Raw genomic sequence first — 21,478 nt, forward strand, 5'->3', positions numbered from 1 at the left:
TCCACCAGCGAATCCCATCAGGGACCGTGGCCCCGGCCACAGTAAGTCCGAATATACGGGTGCAATCTTTACCTTCTTGGCAGCAGTGAGTGAGGGCTTGGCTTATTCGGGGCGTCCATATACGTTCTTAGGCGGGGGCGCTGCCGAACCCCGTGTGCTGGCGACTGACCGGGTTCACAGGGGCAAGATGGCAGAGATGCCTCACGGTTTGCGCAGCGGCAGCCACAGCGTGAAGCGCGAACCGCAGTCCTCCCCCGTCGCCCCCTCGGTGTCCCACGAACACTGCGCGCCCAGCGCCAGTGCGCGGCTGCGCACATTGGCCAGGCCCCTGCGCGCGGGCGGCAGCGCACCGGGTGGGGGCGCGGCGAAAGGGGTGCCGTTGTCCTGCACGCACACCTGCACGCCGGCCACGCTGCCGCGCACCGATTCCGCAGTGCCGAGCGTGATCTCCGTCGCGCCGCTGTGCTTGAGGATGTTCGTCAGCACCTCCTGCAGGATGCGCAGCACATGCAGCGCGCTCTGCGCATCGAGCCAGGGCAGGGGCGGCATGTCGTCCACTTGCCAGCGCAGCGCCAGGCCCGCGCCTTCCAGGCGGGGGGCCAGCCGGTAGCGCAGGCGCGCCAGCAAGGCCAGCAGGTCGGCGTCCACGGGCTCCAGCGAGTCGATGGACAGCTTCAGGTCGTCGATGCACTCGCGCAGCACCGGCGCCACGTCCAGGCGTGCGGCGGGCTCGTTCTCCACCAGCCGCAGTGCGCTCATCAGTGACGACCCCACGCCGTCATGCATTTCGCGCATCAGGCGCTGGCGCTCTTGCAGCAGCGTCTGCTCGCGCTCGGCGGCGCGCAGCCGCTCGTGGGTTTCGCGCAGTTGCTGTTCTTGCGCGGCCAGGCGTTCGGCCTGCACGGCGTTGGCCCGCTCGGCTGCGCCCAGCGCCCGCTGGTAGCGCGTGAAGGCCACCCACAGGAACATCGTGAGCACGCCCATGTAGGCATAGGGGGTGAGGTAGATGTGCTCGATGCTGATGAGATACCGCTGCATCGCCAGGTCATGGAACGCCATCGGAAACGACAGCGCCACGGCGCCGCACAGCAGCACGTTGGCCCCGGTGCGGTGCGTCCACGCGCCGCGCGCCGCCACATACAGCACCACCACCCCCGGCGGGAACAGCGCCAGGCGCAGCAGCGGCAGCATCGTCTCGTGCCTGAGCCCCCACAACGGCAGCGCGGCCACCGCCACCAGCCCGCAGTAGGCCATCAGCGCCCGCGCCAGCCGGGGCCTGTGCCAGCCCTGCATCTGCCGCAGCAACAAGAAGGAACACGCCGAAGAACCCAGCGACCCCACCAGCGTGAGCCAGGAGAACCAGGCGTCGGGCACGGCCAGGCCTTCCTCGTCCACCAGATAGAACAGCGTTGCCAGCAGGTGCGCTACCGACAAAAGGAAGAACAGCAGGTAGCCCGCGTCCTCGCGCCCCTCGCCGTGGCCCCGCGCGCGCCGCATCAGCCACACCATCAGCGCCAGCACGCCCAGCACCAGGTAGGCGCCCCGCAGGTAGGTCACCAGGCCGGTCTGCAACAGCTCGCGCAGCCTCCAGGCGGGCCGCAGCGCCTCGGCGGGCCCGGCCCACACCGTGGACAGCGCCCCGCCCACGCCGGGCAGGCTGGCCATGCGCACGTGCACCTGCGGCGCGGCGCCTGTTTCGTCCAGGCCCGCCAGATCCAGCCATACCGGGCGGTTGAAGCCGTTCCACACGCGGCTGCCGCGCGTCTGCCACACCAGGCGCCCGTTGGCGTACACAGCCACCGTGCCCACCGTCTGCCAGCGCGGGATGTACAGGCGCACACCCTGCGGCGTGCCGTGCGGCAGCGCATGGGCGGGCACGCGCAGGCGGTACCACTGCACTTCGGGCGGCGCGCTGGCCTGCTCGGCGCTGGCCGCGGTGCTGCGCGGGCGCGCATGGGGCAGGGCCACGGCGGCCCAGGGCGTCGCGGCGTCCAGCACCGCATCCCCCGATGCGTGCAGCGACGGCGGCGGCGCCCAGTCGCCGCTGGGCGAAGACCAGGTCTCGGCCTGCACCAGGTGCACGGCCTCTGCGGCCTGCGCGGCCTGCGCGGCCGGCGCCAGCGTCACCCCCTCTATCAGCACCAACACCATCGGCAGCGACATCGCCCGCACCCGCGGCATGACCAGCAGCCGCCGCCATCGCAGCGCCCGGCGCGCCGCCTCAGTCGGCCACATGGATCCAGCCCTGGCGTGCAGCGGCGCTCACGGCCTCGGCCTGCGTGGTGACCTGCAGCTTGGCATAGACGCGCCGCACAAAGGTGCGCACGGTGTGGCGCGACACGCCCATGGTGCGGGCCACCTCGTCCAGCGTGTGGCCGCGCGCCACCAGGCGCAGCAGTTCGGCCTCGCGCGCCGACGGGGGTGCGCTGGCAACGAGGCCTGAACCCGCCGCCGGGGGCGGGGCTGCCGCCAGCGCGGGCTGCGTCTGGCGCAGCAGCAACAGCTTGCGCGCCACCATGGGGTTGATGGGGCTGCCACCGGCGTGCAGGCTGCGCACTTCGTCCACCACGGCGGTGGCGGGCAAGTCCTTGAGCAGATAGCCCATGGCGCCGGCGGCGATGGCACCCAGCACGTGCACCTCGTCGCCGAAGATGGTGCTGACCATGGCCGCCGCCTGCGGCCAGCGTTCGCGCAACGCGGCCAGCACATCCAGCCCGCTGCCGTCGGGCAGGCCCAGGTCGAGCAGCAGCACATCCAGCGGCGCGGCGTCGTCCTGTGCCAGCGCGGCCAGGGCCTCGGATCGGCTGGCGGCCGTCCATGCCAGACGCATGTCGCTGGCGCCTTGCAGCGCGTGGGCCAGGGCGGTGCGGCAGGCGGCGTCGTCCTCCACCACGGCGACGCGAACCGGGGTGGGGGCGATGGAAGAAGGCGGTGGCATGTACCGATGCTGCCACAGCGGCGGGGCCCGGGCATGTCGCCCAAAAGGGGGACATACGAAACCGCCCCCGGTCCCTAGCATCCGGGCCACGCGCGGGCGCCGCTGACTTTGTTGCTATTTAAGTTATAGCTGTCAGCGCTTGCACAACAAGCGCTAGAGGCTAAAAACATGCTTGAAAATCTCTTTCAAACCCCGTTCATGCACCGGGCCCGGTGGTGCGCGCGCAGCGCGGCGGCGCTCCTCGCGCTGGCCATGGTGGCGCTGCTGCAGGCCTGCAGCGTGGCCCAGCCATCGTGGATCGAGGCCCCACTCGTGGCCGACGGAAGCTCCACCGGCGCGGGCTATGCGCCCCACGGCACCCGCCTGCCCGTGGGCGAGGGGGCCAGCGCGCAGCTGAAGTTCTCCTATGCCACCCTGCCCAACGGTGTGCTGACCAAGCTGAACGTGGACACCGACAACACCGTGGCCACCGTCGGCCAGGACAGCTATGCGCTGGACGCCGGCAAGGTGGTGCGCGCGCGGCTGGTGCTGTATGTCGACAAGGTGACGGCCCCGGGCTACATCGCCATCTTCGGTGCCTACCAGGCCGGCGGCGCAGACTGCTTCGCGCACGAGGGCACGGCGCCCGCCTGCCCCCAGCAAGTGGCCAGCGCCGCCGGTGGGCGCGCCACCGACGCGGACCGGCCGGCGCAGCCCTTGCGCATCACCGAGCGCGGCTTCTACAGCTTCGACGTGACCGAGCTCGTCAAGCACCGGCTCGCGCAAGGTGTGGAGTCGATGCTGCGCGTGGAAGCCGCGCAGGACACCGATGGTTCCTACGGCAGCTTCGAGTTCGCCAGCCGCGAGCAGCCGGTGGGCCAGGCGCGCGTGCTGCACCAGGCGCAGTTGCTGATCACGCTGGAGGGGCTGGCGGGCATCAGCGGCAGCCCTTATGCCTCCAACAGCGTGCGCCAGTCGTCCACCGACCCGGCCGTCGCCGACCAGGACTTCCGGCTGGACGAAAACCTGTGGCTGGGCGGCGCGGCGGGGGACCGCGCCTATGCCCTGTTGCAACCGCAGCCGCTTGAAATCGGCTTTCCGCTGCGCCAGGTGCTGTTCAGCACGGGCTCGATGGCCGGCAAGCAGTCGCTGGTCATGCATGTGAACGGGCCGCTGCTGGACCAGACCACGCCGCAGCCGCAGGTGCAGGTCTACGGGCGACACAGGTTCAACGTCAGCGGCCAGGTGGTGCGCTCGTGGAACGACGGCTGGGCGGAGCCGCCGGGCGCAGACCTCATCGCCACGGCGGCACTGGACCGCAGCGCGCCTCGCCAGACCGTGATCGCCGACACCACCGACCGCTATATCGACACGCTGGCCAGCGCCTACAACGGAAACCGCAACCAGGACTTTGCGGTGGCCGTCACCACCAACCTGCAGTCGCCGGTAACGCTGGACAGCACCCGCAACACCGGCACCGGGCATGCGCCGCGGTTCGTCACCGTCATCAAGCCGGAGAAGGACGTGTGGCGGTCGCCCTTCGACTTCGACAAGGACGACAGCACGCAGACGCTGAGCCTGTGCCTGCAGTTCACGGGCAGCGCGGGCACGTGCCACAGCACGCTGTCGCTGCGCGCCCGCCTCGGGCAGCTGTTCACCCGCCAGGGCCACGCCATCGTCATCGGGCCGTGGGCCGACACCGTCGGCGGCGGTCATGTGCCCTATGTGGCGGACATCGACCTCGCGCTGCCCCAGAGCGGCGCCAGCGCCGACGTGCCCGCCGACCTGGGCGCCCAGAGCCTGTCGGGCGACATGGGCAGCTACATCGGCTATGGCATTCGCCAGGCACGGGCCAACCGCGTGGTGGGCACCTACCGGGGCATCGTCAGCATGGCGGGGCACAACCTGCGCACGGCCATCGACTTCGAGAACCTGCCGCTGCCCGTGCCGGCGCTCAGCGGTCCGGCCAGTGTGGAGACGGCGCCCGGCACCAGCGTGGCGGCGGTGGCTGCTGGCGCGCCCCAGCCCTTTGTGCTGGCCGTGGCCGACCCGGTGGGCCAGAACATCGACGACACCACGCGCTGGGTCATCACCAGCAGCAACCCCGCAGACACGCTGCCGGGCGACATCCAGCAAAGCGATGGCAGCGTGCCGTTCGCCGTCACGTTCTCGGGCGTGGGCGCGCGCACGCTCACCGCCACGAGCCGGGGCGACGCCGGCATCACCGCAACGCTCGCCGTCAACGTGCTGCAGGGCGCGCAGCTGGGCCAGTCCATCAGCTTCACGTCAGCGCCTGCAGCCTTCGCCAAGGTGGGCGGCGCATATCTGGCGGCGGCCACGGGCGGCGGGTCGGGCCTGCCGGTCATCTTCAGCCTCGACGCGGCCGGGTCCACCCCGGGCGCCTGCACGGTGGCGGCCAACGGCGCGGTGGCCTTCACCGGCGCCGGCACGTGTGCCATCCGTGCCGACCAGGCCGGCAATGCTGCCTACACCGCCGCCGCCCCGGTGCGGCAGAGCTTCACGATCGGCGCTGAGAGCTTTGCGGGCACCACCGTGCCCACCAGCGGTGGGGGCAGCGCGGGGGCGGCCAGCGCCAGCCTGTCGGGCGGCGGCCCCACCTGCCAGTTCGACGCGGCCGCCACCCGCTTCACCGCCGCCAGCGCCGCGCCGCCGGGGCAAGGCGCACCGCAAGGCATGTTCGACTTCCGGCTTGTGGGCTGCACGCCCGGTGCCACCGTCACCATCACCACCCACTGGCCCCAGCCCGTCACCGGGTTTGCCAAATACGGCAAGGCCACCCGCCATGCTGCCAGTGCCAGCTTCTTTGCGCCTACCCAACTGGTCATCAGCGGCAGCACCGTGCGCTTTGACGTGACCGACGGCCAGCTGGGCGACGACGACTGGACGGCGGACGGCGTGATCCTGGACCCGGTCATGCCGCTGGCGGCCGCCCTGGGCGCCGCGCACGCCATCCCCACGCTGGACGAATGGGCGCTGCTGCTGCTGTCGCTGCTGGTGGGCGCCCTGGCGTGGCGCCAGGCCAGGGTCTAAGCCAAATTGCACTTCAACGCCTATCCAGCATCATTAGTTAGCTATCAAATAATGAGCAGAAGTGCGTGTGTTTGTTTCTGTCCCTGCGAATGGTCATGGCGTGCGCGTGACCATCACCTGGCCGCAGCCGGTGGCCGACTTCATCAGGCGCACCCACAGCGGCCAGTTCATCGTGCCCGCGAGCGTGGACCTGGGCGGCACCACCGTGGGCTTTGACGTGACCGACAACCAGCCCGGCGACGACGACGCCACGCCCGGCGTGATCGCCGACCCGGTGATGCCGCTGGCCGCCGCCACCCCGCATGCGATTCCCGCGCTGTCCCCCTGGGTCCTGCTGCTGCTGGGACTGATGGCCGGTGCGCTGGGCATGGCGGCGCAGCGGCGCAGGGCTTGATTGCTCCTCGATTAATAGCTATCAGCGCTTATGGATAAAGCGCTGAAGCCTGTTTTGGTTCAATTTTTTGCGCCGAGGCAAGCCAGCCCTGAAAGGCGTGCATGGCCGCCGTCACCGGGCGGGATTGCAGCCGTGTGAGCCAGTAGGCGCCCCGGTGCAGCTCCACCGCGAACGGGCGCACCAGGCGGCCCTGGCGCAGTTCGCGTTCGAACATGCACACCGGCAGCAGCGCGGCGCCCGCGCCCTGGGCGGCCGCTTCGGCCAGGGTGAGCGACGAGTCGAACACCGCACCGCGCACCACGGGGCAGGGCACGCCGGCCGCCTCGAACCAGGCGGTCCATTCGTCGGCGCGGTAGCTTCGCAAGAGAGGCTGGCACGCCAGGTCTGACGGCACCCGCAGGCCCTGGGCCAGCGCGGGCGCGCACATGGGGGACAAGGGCGCATCCATGATGTGCTGCGCGTGCGTGCCGTGCCAGGCGCCGTCGCCAAACCGGATCGCGCAGTCGAGCCCTTCGCCCGCCATGTCGACCCGGTTGTTGTGGGTGAGCAGGCGCAGGTCCACAAAGGGGCAGGCCTCCTGAAAGTCCCGCAGGCGGGGCAGCAGCCAGCCCACGGCAAAGGTGCCCACGGCGCCCACCGTCAGCACTTCGCGCGGGCGCGCGTGTGCCAGGTTCTCCAGCGCGCGTTCGAGCTTGCCGAACGACTCCATCACCACCGGCAGCAGCGCCTGCGCTTCATCCGTCAAGGCCAGGCCGCGAGGCAGGCGGCGAAACAGCGGCTTGCCCAGCCGGTCTTCGAGCTTGCGGATGTGCTGGCTCACGGCGGTCTGGGTCACGTGCAGCTCTTCAGCCGCGCGGGTGAGATTGAGGTGGCGCGCGGACGCCTCGAAGGCGCGCAAGGCATTGAGGGGTAGATGCATAAGTTTTTCTATGGGCTCGCGGCATTTATTGTCGATGGTGCTGGCGGTTGATTGTTCTTATCGTTCGGGCCTTGTTGATTTTCAAGACTCTTTTCTATGCACAGACGACAGTTTTCCTTGGGCCTTGTGGCCGCCCTTGCCATGCCTCTGGGGGGCTGCGCCGCCAGCGGCCATGCCACCGGCGGCGGTGCCACCGCCCGCAGCCAGGCCTCCCGCCAGTGGGCAGACACCCTGGCGGGCATCGAATGCACCGCCCAGGGCCGCCTCGGCGTCGCCATGCTGGACACCGGCTCGGGCCTGGCGCTGGGCTGGCGCCAGGACGAGCGCTTCGCCATGGCCAGCACCTTCAAGGCCTTTCTTGCGGGCTGGATGCTGGCCTTGGTGGACCAGGGGCGGGAGCGGCTGGACGCGCGCGTGCACTACGCGGCCGCCGACGTGGTGGCGTATTCGCCCGTGAGCGGCCCCCGCGCGGGCGATGGCGGCGGACTGACCGTGGGCGAGCTGTGTGCTGCCACCGTGAGCCTGAGCGACAACACCGCCGCCAACGTGCTGCTGGCGCGCCATGGCGGCCCGGCGGGCTTCACGGCCTTTGTGAGGTCACTGGGTGACAGCACCACGCGGCTGGACCGCACCGAGCCCGCGCTGAACGAGGCGGCTGTCGGCGACCCGCGCGACACCACCACGCCGCTGGCCATGCTGCAGACCTTGCACAAGCTGGTGCTGGGCGATGCGCTCACACCCGCCTCGCGCGCCTGGCTGCAGCGCTGGCTGGTGGAGACGAGCACGGGCGACAAGCGCCTGCGCGCGGGTGTGCCGGGCTGGAAGGTGGGCGACAAGACGGGGACCGCCGGCGACAGCGGCACGGCGAACGACATCGGCGTGCTGTGGCCCCCGGGCGGTGGCGCGCCCGTGGTGGTGACGTGTTACCTCACACGGTCCACGGCGCCCGCCGGGCAGCGGGACGCGGTGATTGCGCAGGTGGCGCGCGCCGTGGCGGCGGCGCGGCAGGGGTAGGGGTTGGGGCCTGTCGAAGCCGTGCGCCGCGCTTCGACAGGCTCAGCGTGAACGGACTTTGGAGCGGTCGCGTCGGGCTCGTCAGAGCTTCTTGACCAGCACCTGGCTCTTGCGGTCCCAGTTGTACTTGCGTTTGCGCGCGTCGGGCAGCCAGTCCGGGTCCACGGGCGAGAAGCCGCGCTTGATGAACCAGTGCATGGTGCGCGTGGTCAGCACAAAAATGCTGTCCAGCCCCAGCAGACGCGCGCGCTGCTCGATGCGCTTGAGCAGCTTTTCGCCGTCGCCCGTGCCCTGGCTTTGCGGTGACACGGTCACGGCGGCCATCTCGGCCGTGCGGGCCTCGGGGTAGGGGTAGAGCGCCGCGCAGCCAAAGATCACGCCGTCGTGTTCGATGATGGTGTAGCTGGCAATGTCGCGTTCGATCTCCGTGCGGTCGCGCTTGACCAGCGTGCCGTCCTTCTCGAACGGCTCGATCAGCTGCAGGATGCCACCCACATCGTCAATCGTGGCCTCGCGCAGTTCTTCGAGCTTTTCATCGATCACCATGGTGCCGATGCCGTCGTGCACATACACCTCCAGCAGCAGCGATCCATCCACCGCAAACGGCAGGATGTGGCTGCGCTCCACGCCCGCCTTGCAGGCCTTCACGCAGTGCTGCAGATAAAAGCCCGTGTCGGTAGGCTGCTGGGCGGGCGGCAGCTGCGCCAGCAGCGCCTGGGCGGCGGCCAGGGGCAGCTCGGTGTCGATGGGGTTGTCGTCGCTCTCGGGTTCGGTGGGCGACATGCGGATGCCCTGCACCTCGGTCAAGAAGATCAGCTTGTCGGCGCGCAGCGCGATGGCCACGCTGGTGGCCACTTCTTCCATGCTCAGGTTGAAGGCCTCGCCCGTGGGCGAGAAGCCGAACGGCGACAGCATGACCAGCGCGCCCATGTCCAGCGTCTGGCGGATGCCCGCCACGTCCACCTTGCGCACCAGGCCCGAGTGCTGGAAGTCGACACCATCCACGATGCCCACAGGCCGCGCCGTGAGGAAGTTGCCCGAGATCACGCGCACCGTGGCGCCTGCCATGGGCGTGTTGGGCAGGCCCTGGCTGAAGGCGGCCTCGATCTCGTAGCGCAACTGGCCCGCGGCCTCCTGCGCGCAGTCCAGCGCCACCGAGTCGGTGATGCGGATGCCGTGCGAATACTTCGCCGCATGCCCTTTGGCCGCCAACTGCTCGTTCACCTGCGGCCGAAAGCCGTGCACCAGCACGATCTTCACGCCCATGGCCTGAATCAGCGCCAGGTCCTGCGCGATGTTGTGCAGCTTGCCCGCTGCAATCGCCTCGCCCGTGAGCCCGATCACGAAGGTCTGGTTGCGGAACTTGTGGATGTAAGGCGCGACCGAGCGGAACCAGGGCACGAAGGTGAAATTGAAGACGGCGGACATGGCGCTCAGGTCGGTAGGGGGAGGGTGGGCAAAAACGGGTTGACGATGGTCAGCGGACCAAAGCGCTGGCCGTGGCCAAGGTCCTCGGTGAACAGGGTCTGGGCGCCGGACAGGAGGGCGGCCTCGACCACCATCGCGTCCCACACCGACAACTGGCTTTCGGCGGCGCGGGCCAGGGCCTTGAGCACCAGTTGTGCATCGGCCGGCACCACCCGCCATTGGGCGTAGGCGGCAGTCATGAGGGCTGCCGTGGTTTTGCTGACCTGGAATTTTCGCGCCAGATTGTGGGCCAGCTCCAGCATCACCTGGGTGCTGACCACGCCGCGCTGCTCGCGCTGGAGCTGGGCCACCAGGCGCTCGGCTGCGTCGCGCTTGGGGGGGGCGCGGTCGTCCACCGCGTACAGCAGCACGTTGGTGTCCACAAAACACAGGCCCGGGGGCAGGGCGGCAGTCGCCACGGGCAGGTTCACGAAAGCTGCTGCCTGAAGCCGTCGGCGTAGGTCTGTTCACGCAGCGTCTGGGGGGTGGTGGGCTGGGCGGAAGCCTCGGGCTGCGCTTCAGCGCGCACACGGGCCATCAGCGCCAACAGCTCACCGGCGGGGTCGGTGGTTTGAGCGGGCCCGGATGCAAGGGGGCTTTGCGAATAGGCTGCCAAAAACTCGCGCACCTTGGCGCTCAGCGAGGTGCCTTCCTGAATGGCGCGCACGCGCGCTTTCTTGACGATGGCGTCGTCGAGGGAGATGGTGAGGTTGGTCATTTCTGGACTCGTGCAAAGGTACACGAGAACTAGTGTAGCACGTGGTTTCGTGAAAGGAGCATCAAATCGAAACACCGCCGCGCCGTATGGGAGCGTGAGCGGATGACGTTTTGCCAGCACAGCGGGCGCAGGTGCTGGAATGGGTGAGGGCGTTGGCGGGCGGGGCGAATTCTGGGCTGGGGGACGCGGGCGCGGCGGGATAATCCGCAGCCTGATGAGTGACACCCGCCAACCTTCCGCGCCAGCCCCTGCGCCGCTGCGCATTACCTTCCCCGAATCCCTCCCCGTATCCGCCCGGCGCGACGAGATCATGGCCGCCATCGAGAAGCACCAGGTCGTCATCGTGTGCGGGGAGACCGGTTCGGGCAAGACCACGCAGCTGCCCAAGATTGCGCTGGCGCTGGGCCGCGGCAAATGCCACGCGAAGCCGGGCCAGAAAGGCCAGCTGATCGGCCACACCCAGCCACGCCGCATTGCGGCCAGCAGCGTGGCCAAGCGCATTGCCGAAGAGCTGAACACGCCGCTGGGCGAGGTGGTGGGCTTCAAGGTGCGGTTCCAGGACCGCCTCTCGCGTGATGCCTCCGTCAAGCTCATGACCGACGGCATCTTGCTGGCCGAGACGCAGACCGACCCGCTGCTCAAGGCCTATGACACGATCATCATCGACGAGGCGCACGAGCGCAGCCTGAACATCGACTTCCTGCTGGGCTACATCCGGCAGATCCTGCCGCGCCGGCCGGACCTCAAGGTCATCGTGACCTCGGCCACCATCGATGCCGACCGGTTTGCCAAACACTTTGAAAGCGCCAAGGGCCCGGCGCCCATCATCTATGTGTCCGGCCGTACCTTTCCGGTCGAACAGCGCTACCGCCCGTTCGAAGAATCGCGCGACTATGGCCTGAACGAAGCCATTGCCGATGGCGTGGACGAACTCTGGCAGGGCCGTCCGGCGCCGGGCCGCCCCAAGCCGGACGCGGCCCCCTTGGGGGGCAGCGACGACGCGCAGCGCGGAGCGTGGGGGCCTGGTGGTGCGGGTGACATCCTGGTCTTCTTGCCCGGCGAGCGCGAGATCCGCGAGGCGGCTGACCACCTGCGCAAGCACCTGTCGCACCAGCCGGTGATGCGCAATGCCGAGGTGCTGCCGCTGTTTGCGCGCCTGTCTCAGGCCGAGCAGGACCGCATCTTTGACGGCCACACCGGCCGCCGCATCGTGCTGGCCACCAACGTGGCCGAGACCTCGCTCACCGTGCCGGGCATTCGCTATGTGATTGACGCCGGCACGGCGCGCGTCAAGCGCTATTCATTTCGTAGCAAGGTGGAGCAGCTGCTGGTCGAGCCCATCAGCCAGGCGGCAGCCAACCAGCGTGCGGGCCGCTGCGGCCGGGTGGCCAACGGCATCTGCATCCGCCTGTATGACGAGCCGGGCTTCAACAGCCGCCCCCGATTTACCGACCCCGAAATTTTGCGCAGCTCCCTCGCCGGCGTCATCCTGCGCATGAAGTCGCTGCACCTGGGCGATGTGGCGCAGTTCCCGTTCATCGAAGCGCCCAGTGGCCGCGCCATTGCCGACGGCTACCAGCTGCTGGCCGAGCTGGGTGCGGTGGACGATGCCAACGAGCTGACGCCCATGGGCGTGGAGCTGTCGCGCCTGCCGCTGGACCCCCGCGTGGGCCGCATGATCATCGAGGCGCGGGACCGCAAGGCGCTGGACGAGGTGCTCATCATCGCCAGCGCGCTCAGCGTGCAGGACGTGCGCGACCGGCCGCTGGAAGCGCAGCAGCAGGCCGACCAGGCGCACGCCAAATTCGACGACGACAAGAGTGAGTTCAGCGGGTATCTGAAGCTGTGGAAGTGGATCAACGAGGCCCGGGGCGGGGCGCCCAGCCTGCCGTCGGCCCGCGCGCAAAAGGCCATGGCGGCGCAGAAGGCGCCTTCGCAGGCGTACCTGCCGGTGGCGCAGCGCAGCGGCGGCGGTGCCCCTGCGGCAATGCCCGCGGCGCCCGCGTCGGCCACGCCCGCCGCCACCCACAAGCTCAGCAACCGCCAATATGAGCAGCTGCTGCGCCAGAACTTCATCAGCATCCGCCGCCTGCGCGAGTGGCGCGACATCCACACCCAGCTGCTCACCGTGGTGACCGAGCACAAGTGGCAGATCAACACCCAGCCCGCCAGCTACGAGCAACTGCACCTGTCCATGCTGGCCGGGCTGCTGGGCAACGTGGGCTGCAAGAGCGACGAGGAAGACTGGTACCTGGGCGCGCGCGGCATCAAGTTCTACAAGCACCCGGGTGCGCACCTGAACAAGAAGCCCGGCCGATGGATCATCGCGTCCGAGCTGGTGGAAACCACGCGCCTGTTCGGCCGGGGCATCGCCGCCATCGAGCCGCAGTGGCTGGAGCAGATCGGCGGCCATTTGCTGAAGAAGCAGCTGCTGGACCCGCACTGGGAGAAGAAGTCTGCCGAGGTGGTGGCGCTGGAGCGTGCCACGCTGTACGGCATCGTGGTCTACAACAACCGCCGCGTGAACTTTGGCAAGGTCGACCCGCACGCTGCGCGCGAGGTGTTCATCCGCGAGGCCCTGGTGGCCGGTCACTGGGAGACGCGCCTGCCGTTTTTGGCCGCCAACCAGAAGATGATCGCCAAGGTGGAAGAGCTGGAGCACAAGTCGCGCCGCCAAGACGTGCTGGTGGACGACGAGCTGATCTACGCCTTCTACGACCAGCAGCTGCCGGCCGACGTGTGCAGCGGCCACAGCTTTGAGGCTTGGTATCGCGAGGAGAGCAAAAAGCAGCCCGACCTGCTCAAGCTCACGCGCGAAGAGCTGATGCGGCACGAGGCCGCAGGCATCACCGGCAGCGCATTCCCGAAGACCGTGCGCCTGGGCGGCGTGGACTGCGCCGCCACCTATCTGCACGAGCCCGGCGATGCGCGTGACGGCATCACCGTGACGATTCCGCTGTTCGTGCTGAACCAGGTCAGCGAAGAGCGCTGCGAATGGCTGGTGCCGGGCATGCTGCAGGCCAAGATCCAGGCGCTGCTCAAGAGCCTGCCCCAGCGCCCGCGCAGCCGCTTCGTGCCGCTGCCCGACAACGCCGCCCGGCTGGCCGAGCTGTTCAACACGCCCGAGCGCTTTGGCACCGGCAGCCTGACGGATGCGCTGCTCAAGCAGGTGCGCGACGAGACCTCGCTGGACGTGAAGCGTGCCGACTTCAAGCTCGACATGCTCAGCCCGCACCTGTTCATGAACTTCCGCGTGGTGGACGAACACGGCCGCCAGTTGGGGCATGGCCGTAATCTGGGTGCACTGAAGGCCGAGTGGGGCGCCAAGGCGCGCGGCGCCTTCCAGGCGCTGGCGGGGCTCAAGCTGGGCGGCGCTGCCGCATTGGCTGAAAAATCTGAGTCAAAAGTGCCTTCAGCGCTTATTGGTAAAGCGCATTCAGCTATCCATTCAGGAGTGAAAACGCCTGCGACCCCGGCCGCAACAAAAGCCGCCAGCGCCACGCCAGCGGCCCCCGCAGGCCAGCGCTACACGGCCTGGACGTTTGGCGAACTGCCCGAGCTGATGGAGATCAGAAAGGGCGGGCAGACGCTGATCGGCTTTCCGGCCCTCATCGACGGAGGCGATGCGGTGACCATCGAGGTCTTCGACGAGCCCGAGGTGGCCGCTGCCAAACACCGCGCGGGCCTGCGCCGCCTGTTTGCGCTGCAGATCAAGGACGCGCTCAAGTACCTCGAAAAAAACATCCCGGACCTGCAGAAGATGGCCGTGGCCTACATGCCGCTCGGCACGCAAGAGGAGCTGCGCACCCAGATCATCGACGTGGCGCTGGACCGCGCCTTCTTGCTCGACCCGCTGCCCACCGACGAGTCCGCCTTCAAGCGCCGGGTGGAAGAGGGCCGAGGCCGCCTCACGCTCATCGCCAACGAGGTCGCGCGTCTGGCCGCCACCATCCTGACCGAATACGCCGCCGCCGCCCGCAAGATCAAGGACACCAAGAACGCGCCCGACGCCACGGCCGACGCGCAGCAGCAACTGCAGCGCCTGGTGCCCAAGAACTTCATCGCCGTCGCGCCCTGGGCGCAGCTGGCGCACTACGCCCGCTACCTCAAGGCCATCACACTGCGGCTGGACAAGGTCCGTGCCGACCCCGCCCGTGACGCCGCCAGGCTGGCCGAGCTGCGCCCGCAGGAGCAGCGCTACTGGCGCCTGGTGGCCGAGCGCAAGGGCGCGGTCGATGCGCGCATGCAGGAGCTGCGCTGGCTGCTGGAAGAGCTGCGCGTAAGCTTCTTCGCGCAGGAGCTGCGCACGCCCCAGCCGGTCAGCGTGAAGCGGCTGGACAAGCTGTGGGCGCAGATACAGAGTTGAGTGGAGGAGCGTGGGCACCCGCCCACCCAGCCCTTACTCTTCCACCAGTTCCCCCAGGTCCCCCGCAATCAGCCTGAACTGCGCCAGCGCCGTCTCCAGGTCTTCCACAATCTCGCGCGCAATCACGCCCGGTGCAGGCAAGTTGTCGCTGTCGGCCAGTGATTCGTCCTTAAGCCAGAAGATGTCCAGGCTTGTCTGGTCCCGCGCCACCAGCTCGTCGTAACTTTAGGTGCGCCAGAGCTGCTCCACATGGGCGCCATACTCATGCCGTCGTCGCGCAGCACCTTGCAGTAGTTCCAGAGCTTCTGGACGAGGGAGTGGGTGGTGGTGTTCATGGTTTCAGGTTCGCAAGTGCACGCAGCGCATTGCGCAGTTTGGGCAGTCGGCCTTGGCTGGATGCGTCGCCGGGCAAATGGCCTGCCAGTGTGGTGTTGAAGTCAGCATCGGCCAGCAGGCGCCCGAAAGCCTGCGCCAAATATTCACGCAGCTCTGGCGGGGTCGCGGCACACTCCGCCAACAGCTGTGGTCGGCGGTCCACCACCGTGATGATGTCTTCCAGATCATGGCTTCCGAGATAGTCCGGAAGCCCGTCCGCACTGTGGCCACGGTCGTTAAATGCTTCGAGCTTGGTGGCAATAAATACTGGCGCGTTGATGAGGCGAATGCGCAGGTCGGCATCCAAGACCACAGTGGTTGCCGTTTCTACTGCCAGCGGGTACCAGCGGTTGGCAAAGCCCAGAATCTCTTGCACTGTGGGCATCACATCGACCGTCACGGGTCCATGCACCCATCGACAAATCGGCGCCCCGGGCCGCATGTCATTGCTGAACCCCCTTGCGCGCACCTTGGCTTCTAGCGCGTGGTAGTCGCTCGCAGTGAGTGCATGGGCAATGATGTCCACGTCCTCTGTGACGCGGATGGGGTCGGGGCGCTCCTGGGTAAGTAGCAGGCCAGTGGCGCAGCCGCCTACAAACACCACTTCGTCGCACACCGGGCCCAGGGTCTTTGCTACCAGTTCCAAAATGGCCAGGTTGGGGTTTTTCATTTCAGCCGCTCCTCCAGCATGCTGCGCACCATCTCGCGCTCACGCGCCTGGCCGATACGCAGCGCGTCAAACAACGCCAACAACTCGTAGAACTGCGGGTCATTCGATGCAGCCAGGGGCAGCTTGGGGTAAAGCGGGAGCAGGGTTGTGCCACGTGTGCTGCCATCAGGGTGCGGCCATACCGGTGGCAGCTCGTCGGCAAACAGCACCTTGGATTTGAGCGGCTCCACACCATGCGCTGTAGGAAAGCCGACCGTCACCTCCCCACGCACTGGCGGAAAAAAGTACACCGCGCCCTGCAGCACCAAAGGTTTGAATGCAGGCATCACCAAACTGGGGATGCCATCCACCTCGGTCAACAAACGCGCTGCCGACAAGCGAGCAATGCAGGCATGTGCCTCAAACGGCGAAAGATGCAGCGCATGCGCCAGCGCCGCATAGGGCAGCCATTGCCCTTTCAGGCTCACCAGCTTGAACGCCACTGCCAGGTCTTGCGGTTTCAGCGTCCACTGTGCGTGGCTCAACCGCGATTTGATTCCAGAACTGCTCACGCCTGCTCCATACGCAATATGCATATGGAATATGCCATGAATTTTGATGGTTTACAAAGGAAAGTAATTTTGTATGCAATATGCATATTGCATCGAGGGGTGTGGTCAGGGTGTGCTCATCGTGGCATTTCTGTATTTGCGAATCACGAAGGCGCTTCGGCCTCTTGCAGCTGTTTCAGCGGCTGCATGAACCCGACTTTCGTCGGCGTGCCGCGCGTCACCTGGGTGACGATCCATGGGGGGAGTCCCCTTGCTTGGTGCAGGGGCGGCCACTAGGCTGCTGGGCACAAGGAGACACTCACCCCCATGCGCCCTCACCACAAGTTCTGGCCCCACCGCCTGCCCAAGTCCATCACCTTGCCTGCCACCTCGCTGTGGGACAACCTGGCCATCAGCGCGCGGCGCTATCCCGACAAGGCGGCGCTGGTCTTTTTTGGCAGCAGCCTGAGCTATCGGCAGCTGATGGAGGGCGCCGAGCGCCTGGCGGCCCGGCTGGTGCAACTGGGCGTGCAGCGGGGCGACCGCGTGGTGCTGTGCATGCAGAACTGTCCGCAGCTGGTGATGGCGCATTTCGCCATCCTGCGGGCCAATGCGGTGGTGGTGCCGGTCAACCCCATGAACCGGGCCGAAGAGCTCAAGCACTACATCACCGACCCGGACACCAAGGTGGCGATCACCACCGGCGATCTGGCCGCCGAGCTGGCCAAGGCAAGCAATGCCTTGCCAGTGGCCGATCGCCTGGCGCACATGGTGGTCACGCAGTTCAGCGACGCGTTTGACGTGCATGTGGACGGCGCCGATGCGCCGCCCGAGACCTGGCGCGAATGGCTGGGCACCCGGCATGCGCTGCCCGCGCTGGACGGCGGCGGCCAGGCGCATGCCTGGGCGGACGCGCTGGCCTGCACCGACGCGCCGCCTGCGCTGCAGGTGGGCCCGCACGACCTGGCGCTGCTGCCGTACACCAGCGGCACCACGGGCCTGCCCAAGGGCTGCATGCACCTGCACAAAAGCATCATGCACAACGCGGCGGCCAGCAGCCTGTGGGGCAATGCCTCGGTCGACAACGTGACGCTGGCCGTGGTGCCCATGTTCCACATCACCGGCATGGTGAGCGTGATGCACACGTCCATCTACTGCGCGGCCACGCTGGTCATCATGCCCCGGTGGGACCGCGATCTCGCCGGGCGCCTCATTTCGCGCTACCGCGTCACCACCTGGACCAACATCCCCACCATGGTCATCGACCTGCTGGGCAGCCCGAACTTCGCGAGCTACGACCTGTCGAGCCTGGTCTACATCGGCGGTGGCGGCGCGGCCATGCCGCAGGCCGTGGCGCAGCGGCTGCTGGAGCAATACGGCCTGCGCTATGCCGAAGGCTATGGCCTGACCGAGACGGCGGCGCCTTCGCACGCCAACCCGCCCGACAATCCCAAGCAGCAGTGCCTGGGCATCCCCTTCATGAGCACCGATGCGCGCGTGGTGGACCCCGACACGCTGCAGGAAGTGCCCGTGGGCGAGCAGGGCGAGATCATCATCCACGGCCCCGAGGTGTTCGAAGGCTACTGGAAGCGGCCCGATGCCACCGAGGCCGCCTTCATCGAGTTCGAGGGCAAGCGCTTCTTCCGATCGGGCGACCTGGGGCGCATGGACGAGGATGGCTACTTCTTTTTGACCGACCGGCTCAAGCGCATGATCAACGCCAGCGGCTTCAAGGTGTGGCCGGCCGAGGTGGAGGCGCTGATGTTCCGCCACCCGGCCATCCAGGAGGCCTGCATCATCGCCGCCAAGGACAGCTACCGGGGGGAGACGGTGAAGGCCGTGGTGGTGCTGCGCGCCACGCACAAGGACACCACCACCGAGCAGCACATCATCGACTGGTGCCGCGAGAACATGGCCGTCTACAAGGTGCCGCGCATCGTGCAGTTTGTGGGCGCGCTGCCCAAGAGCGGCAGCGGCAAGGTGATGTGGCGCGCGCTGCAGGAGGCCGAGGCCTGAGCAGCCTCCTACGCCCCTGCAAGCTCTCCCAGGTCGCGCTCCAGCAGCGCGGGGTCGCCCAGCTGCAGCTCGATGAGCCGGCGCAGGTGGGTCACGCTGTCCAGGTCGATGCCCCGGCACAGCAGGCCGGTGTGCAGGCCCTCCACGTGGGCCACTTCGGCGGACATGGCGATGTGGTTGCCGGTTTCCGCAAGCGGGATGGTGATCTGGCAGAGCATGCCGGTGGCCAGTTCGGCCTGTGCGGGGGCCACGATGAGCGCGCCCTTGAGCGAGAGGTCCAGCACATGCACGCTGAACGCATCGGTGGCCGTGGTCAGCAGGGCCGGGGCATCAAAGCCAACGCGGACGAAGTGGCGGCGTTCGTGGGGCATCGCGGTCTCCTGGGGCGAGGGGGTCTGCAAATGCTACTCCAACTGGTCGGCGTGATGGTCTTGGCACCGCGCCCGCATCGCTCACCTGCACGGCCGCGCCCACGCCGCAGTCCCAACGGCTGGAACAAGAAGTTGCTATTGAATAAATAGCAATAAGTCTATATGGGGTAAGCGCTTGGCGTGGTTTTGATGCGAAAAATTTGATCTGCGCCTGCCCTCAAGCCGGTGCCTGGGGCCGGGGCGGGCACCGCCTGCGGCGCGGGCAGCGATGGCCTACACTTTGCGGCTTCGTCGCCCGCCTGCGGCCCCCCGCTCCGTTCATGATCATCACCAGCCTGCTCGACACCGACCTGTACAAGTTCACCATGATGCAGGTGGTGCTGCACCAGTTTCCGGGGGCGCAGGTCGAATACAAGTTCAAGTGCCGCAACCCCGGCGTGCAGCTGGCGCCGTTTGCCAACGAGATCCGCGATGAGATCCGTTCGCTGTGCAGCCTGCACTTTCAGGACGCCGAGCTGGCCTACCTGCGGTCGCTGCGGTTCATCAAGAGCGACTTCGTCGACTTTCTGGGGCTGTTCCGGCTCAACGAGAAGTACATCACCGTGACGCCGCTGCACACGGGCGAGATCGACATCGCCATCCGGGGGCCGTGGCTGCACACCATCCTGTTCGAGATTCCGGTGCTGGCCATCGTGAACGAGGTCTACTTCCGCAACACGCAGAAGGTGCCCGACTTTCCCGAAGGCCGCCGCCGCCTGGACACCAAGATCACGCAGCTGCAGGCCGAGGGGCTTTCTGACCTCAAGATCGCCGACTACGGCACGCGCCGCCGCTTCAGCCGCGCCTGGCACGAAGAGGTGCTGCGCGTGCTGGTGGCGCGCCTGGGCACGGGCGACCGCCGCCCGGGCTCGCCCGCAGGGCCGGGCCAGTTTGCGGGCACCAGCAATGTGCTGTATGCGATGAAGCTGGGCGTGACGCCGCTGGGCACCATGGCGCACGAGTACCTGCAGGCCTGCCAGGCGCTGGGCCCGCGCCTGCGCGACAGCCAGGTGTTCGGCTTCGAGATGTGGGCCAAGGAATACCGGGGCGACCTGGGCATTGCGCTGTCGGACGTGTATGGCATGAGCGCCTTTCTGCGCGACTTCGACCTGTATTTCTGCAAGCTGTTCGACGGCGCACGGCACGACAGCGGCGACCCGTTTGCCTGGGGCGAACGCCTCTTGGAGCACTACCGCAAGAACCGCGTCGACCCGCTGACCAAGACCCTCATCTTCAGCGACGCGCTCACCGTGCCCCGCACCATCGAGCTGTACCAGCAGTTCCGGGGGCGCTGCCAGCTGGCGTTCGGCATCGGCACCAACCTCACCAACGACCTCGGCAGCCCGCCCGCGCACGAGCCGCTGCAGGTGGTCATCAAGATGACCCGCTGCAACGACCAGCCCGTGGCCAAGCTGTCGGACACGCCGGGCAAGGGCATGTGCGACGACGAGAAATACCTCGCCTACCTGCGCCAGGTGTTCGACATCCCCAGCACCTTGTAGCGGCAGGCCAAGCACCACGCGGCCCCGCCGCTGCTGCCGCCATTCACGACCGTTGCGGCGCCTGCGACCCCTTCGAGCACTCATTCCCTCCACCGCTTCACCACCATGACCCAGCCCCGCATCCTCGTCGCCCGCGCCATCTTTCCCGACATCGCCCAGCGCCTGCGCCAGCACTTCGACGTGGAGGTCAACACGGACGACGTGGTCTGGACGCCCGCTGAGCTGGCCGCGCGCGCGGCCGACAAGCAGGGCGTGCTGACCACCGGCAGCGAGCGCATCGACGCCGCGCTGCTCGCTGCCGCACCGCAGCTGCGCATTGCGGCGAACATGGCCGTGGGCTACAACAACTTCGACGTGGACGCCATGGCGGCGGCGGGCGTGCAGGGCACCAACACGCCCGACGTGCTGACTGAGACCACGGCCGACTTCGGTTTTGCGCTGCTGATGGCCACGGCCCGCCGCATGGCCGAGAGCGAGCACTTTCTGCGCGCCGGGCTGTGGAAGAAGTGGAGCTACGACATGTTTGCGGGAGGCGAGGTGCACGGCAGCACGCTGGGCATCATCGGCATGGGGCGCATTGGGCAGGGCATTGCCCGGCGCGGTGCGCACGGCTTTGGCATGAAAGTGGTCTACCACAACCGCTCGCGCCTGTCGGCAGCGCTGGAGGCCGAATGCAAGGCTACCTACGTGGGCAAGGAGGAACTGCTGGCCACCGCCGACCACGTGGTGCTGGTGGTGCCGTATTCGGCTGCATCGCACCACACCATTGGCGCGGCCGAGCTGGCGCTGATGAAGCCCACGGCCACGCTCATCAACATTGCGCGCGGCGGCATCGTCGACGATGCGGCTCTGGCCGCGGCGCTGCGCGAAGGCCGCATTGCAGCGGCGGGGCTCGATGTGTTCGAGGGCGAACCCAGCGTGCACCCGGACCTGCTCACCGTGCCCAATGTGGTGCTCACCCCGCACATCGCCAGCGCCACCGTGGCCACGCGCCGTGCCATGGCCACCCTGGCGGCCGACAACCTGATTGCGTTTTTTGACGGGCGCGGGCCGCTCACGCCCGTGAACACGCCGACGGCGCAAGCAGCAGCCATGCGCGCACTGGCCCGCTGACGCGCCGGCCCGGCCC

17 protein-coding genes are annotated in these 21,478 nt (G+C 68.0%); 7 read left to right on the forward strand and 10 right to left on the reverse strand.

The genetic code is table 11. The features are described from left to right. Positions 1–201 precede the first annotated feature (201 nt). Both ACOQFS_RS13615 and ACOQFS_RS13620 read right to left on the reverse strand, forming a co-directional pair. Entirely contained in the window at positions 202–2,235 is a 2,034-nt protein-coding gene (locus tag ACOQFS_RS13615) for a sensor histidine kinase (protein WP_421563360.1), read from the reverse strand. After that, positions 2,222–2,938, reverse strand: coding sequence for a response regulator (locus ACOQFS_RS13620; RefSeq protein ID WP_421563361.1), 717 nt, complete (start codon positions 2,936–2,938; stop codon positions 2,222–2,224). The genes ACOQFS_RS13615 and ACOQFS_RS13620 overlap by 14 nt, the downstream gene beginning before the upstream one ends. A gap of 168 nt (positions 2,939–3,106) precedes the next feature. Between ACOQFS_RS13620 and ACOQFS_RS13625 the strand changes: the two genes are divergently transcribed. Both ACOQFS_RS13625 and ACOQFS_RS13630 read left to right on the forward strand, forming a co-directional pair. Then, on the forward strand, positions 3,107–5,968 hold the full coding sequence (locus ACOQFS_RS13625) for an IPTL-CTERM sorting domain-containing protein (RefSeq protein WP_421563362.1): 2,862 nt from the start codon (positions 3,107–3,109) through the stop codon (positions 5,966–5,968). 67 nt (positions 5,969–6,035) lie between these two features. Beyond that, positions 6,036–6,362: an IPTL-CTERM sorting domain-containing protein gene (locus tag ACOQFS_RS13630; protein ID WP_421563363.1), complete on the forward strand. Its 327-nt coding sequence runs from the start codon at positions 6,036–6,038 to the stop codon at positions 6,360–6,362. 28 nt (positions 6,363–6,390) lie between these two features. Here the strand turns inward: ACOQFS_RS13630 and ACOQFS_RS13635 are convergent, their stop codons facing one another. Next, the gene (locus tag ACOQFS_RS13635) at positions 6,391–7,281 is read right to left on the reverse strand and encodes a LysR family transcriptional regulator (protein WP_421563364.1); all 891 of its coding nucleotides are present in this window, start codon (positions 7,279–7,281) and stop codon (positions 6,391–6,393) included. Between the two features lie 96 nt (positions 7,282–7,377). Here ACOQFS_RS13635 and blaACA point away from each other — a divergent pair, with 96 nt between their 5' ends. Continuing rightward, complete coding sequence (gene blaACA / locus ACOQFS_RS13640; RefSeq protein WP_421563365.1) at positions 7,378–8,295, forward strand: ACA family class A beta-lactamase; 918 nt, start codon at positions 7,378–7,380, stop codon at positions 8,293–8,295. Positions 8,296–8,376: 81 nt separating this feature from the next. Here the strand turns inward: blaACA and argA are convergent, their stop codons facing one another. Genes argA through ACOQFS_RS13655 form a run of 3 tightly spaced genes read right to left on the reverse strand, consistent with a single transcriptional unit; the run spans position 8,377 to position 10,480 of the window. Beyond that, on the reverse strand, positions 8,377–9,723 hold the full coding sequence (argA, locus tag ACOQFS_RS13645; protein ID WP_421563366.1) for an amino-acid N-acetyltransferase: 1,347 nt from the start codon (positions 9,721–9,723) through the stop codon (positions 8,377–8,379). A 5-nt stretch (positions 9,724–9,728) separates the two neighbouring features. Further along, positions 9,729–10,193: a PIN domain-containing protein gene (locus ACOQFS_RS13650; RefSeq protein WP_421563367.1), complete on the reverse strand. Its 465-nt coding sequence runs from the start codon at positions 10,191–10,193 to the stop codon at positions 9,729–9,731. Further along, positions 10,190–10,480: a DUF6364 family protein gene (locus tag ACOQFS_RS13655; RefSeq protein WP_421563368.1), complete on the reverse strand. Its 291-nt coding sequence runs from the start codon at positions 10,478–10,480 to the stop codon at positions 10,190–10,192. Before ACOQFS_RS13655 ends, ACOQFS_RS13650 begins: the two co-directional genes overlap by 4 nt. A 214-nt stretch (positions 10,481–10,694) precedes the next feature. On the opposite strand from ACOQFS_RS13655, the gene hrpA reads away from it, so the two are divergent. Next, positions 10,695–14,846 (forward strand): ATP-dependent RNA helicase HrpA, encoded by a 4,152-nt coding sequence (hrpA, locus tag ACOQFS_RS13660; RefSeq protein ID WP_421563369.1) that lies wholly within the window; start codon positions 10,695–10,697, stop codon positions 14,844–14,846. Between the two features lie 33 nt (positions 14,847–14,879). On the opposite strand, the gene ACOQFS_RS13665 is transcribed toward hrpA, so the two are convergent. The 3 genes from ACOQFS_RS13665 to ACOQFS_RS13675 form a co-directional block, all read right to left on the reverse strand. Continuing rightward, complete coding sequence (locus ACOQFS_RS13665) at positions 14,880–15,056, reverse strand: hypothetical protein (RefSeq protein ID WP_421563370.1); 177 nt, start codon at positions 15,054–15,056, stop codon at positions 14,880–14,882. Between the two features lie 121 nt (positions 15,057–15,177). After that, positions 15,178–15,891 (reverse strand): hypothetical protein, encoded by a 714-nt coding sequence (locus ACOQFS_RS13670; protein ID WP_421563371.1) that lies wholly within the window; start codon positions 15,889–15,891, stop codon positions 15,178–15,180. Beyond that, positions 15,888–16,373, reverse strand: coding sequence for a hypothetical protein (locus tag ACOQFS_RS13675; RefSeq protein ID WP_421563372.1), 486 nt, complete (start codon positions 16,371–16,373; stop codon positions 15,888–15,890). Before ACOQFS_RS13675 ends, ACOQFS_RS13670 begins: the two co-directional genes overlap by 4 nt. 375 nt (positions 16,374–16,748) lie before the next feature. Here ACOQFS_RS13675 and ACOQFS_RS13680 point away from each other — a divergent pair, with 375 nt between their 5' ends. Continuing rightward, positions 16,749–18,437: a long-chain fatty acid--CoA ligase gene (locus tag ACOQFS_RS13680; RefSeq protein WP_421563373.1), complete on the forward strand. Its 1,689-nt coding sequence runs from the start codon at positions 16,749–16,751 to the stop codon at positions 18,435–18,437. A gap of 8 nt (positions 18,438–18,445) precedes the next feature. On the opposite strand, the gene ACOQFS_RS13685 is transcribed toward ACOQFS_RS13680, so the two are convergent. Next, the gene (locus tag ACOQFS_RS13685) at positions 18,446–18,808 is read right to left on the reverse strand and encodes a PilZ domain-containing protein (protein ID WP_421563374.1); all 363 of its coding nucleotides are present in this window, start codon (positions 18,806–18,808) and stop codon (positions 18,446–18,448) included. A 320-nt stretch (positions 18,809–19,128) separates the two neighbouring features. Here ACOQFS_RS13685 and pncB point away from each other — a divergent pair, with 320 nt between their 5' ends. Both pncB and ACOQFS_RS13695 read left to right on the forward strand, forming a co-directional pair. Next, a complete protein-coding gene (gene pncB, locus ACOQFS_RS13690) occupies positions 19,129–20,349 on the forward strand; it encodes a nicotinate phosphoribosyltransferase (protein WP_421563375.1) in 1,221 nt (406 codons plus the stop codon). Between the two features lie 105 nt (positions 20,350–20,454). Continuing rightward, positions 20,455–21,462: a 2-hydroxyacid dehydrogenase gene (locus ACOQFS_RS13695; protein ID WP_421563376.1), complete on the forward strand. Its 1,008-nt coding sequence runs from the start codon at positions 20,455–20,457 to the stop codon at positions 21,460–21,462. Positions 21,463–21,478: the final 16 nt, after the last annotated feature.

Source organism: Paracidovorax sp. MALMAid1276 (genome assembly GCF_049198005.1).
Classification (GTDB): domain Bacteria; phylum Pseudomonadota; class Gammaproteobacteria; order Burkholderiales; family Burkholderiaceae_C; genus Acidovorax.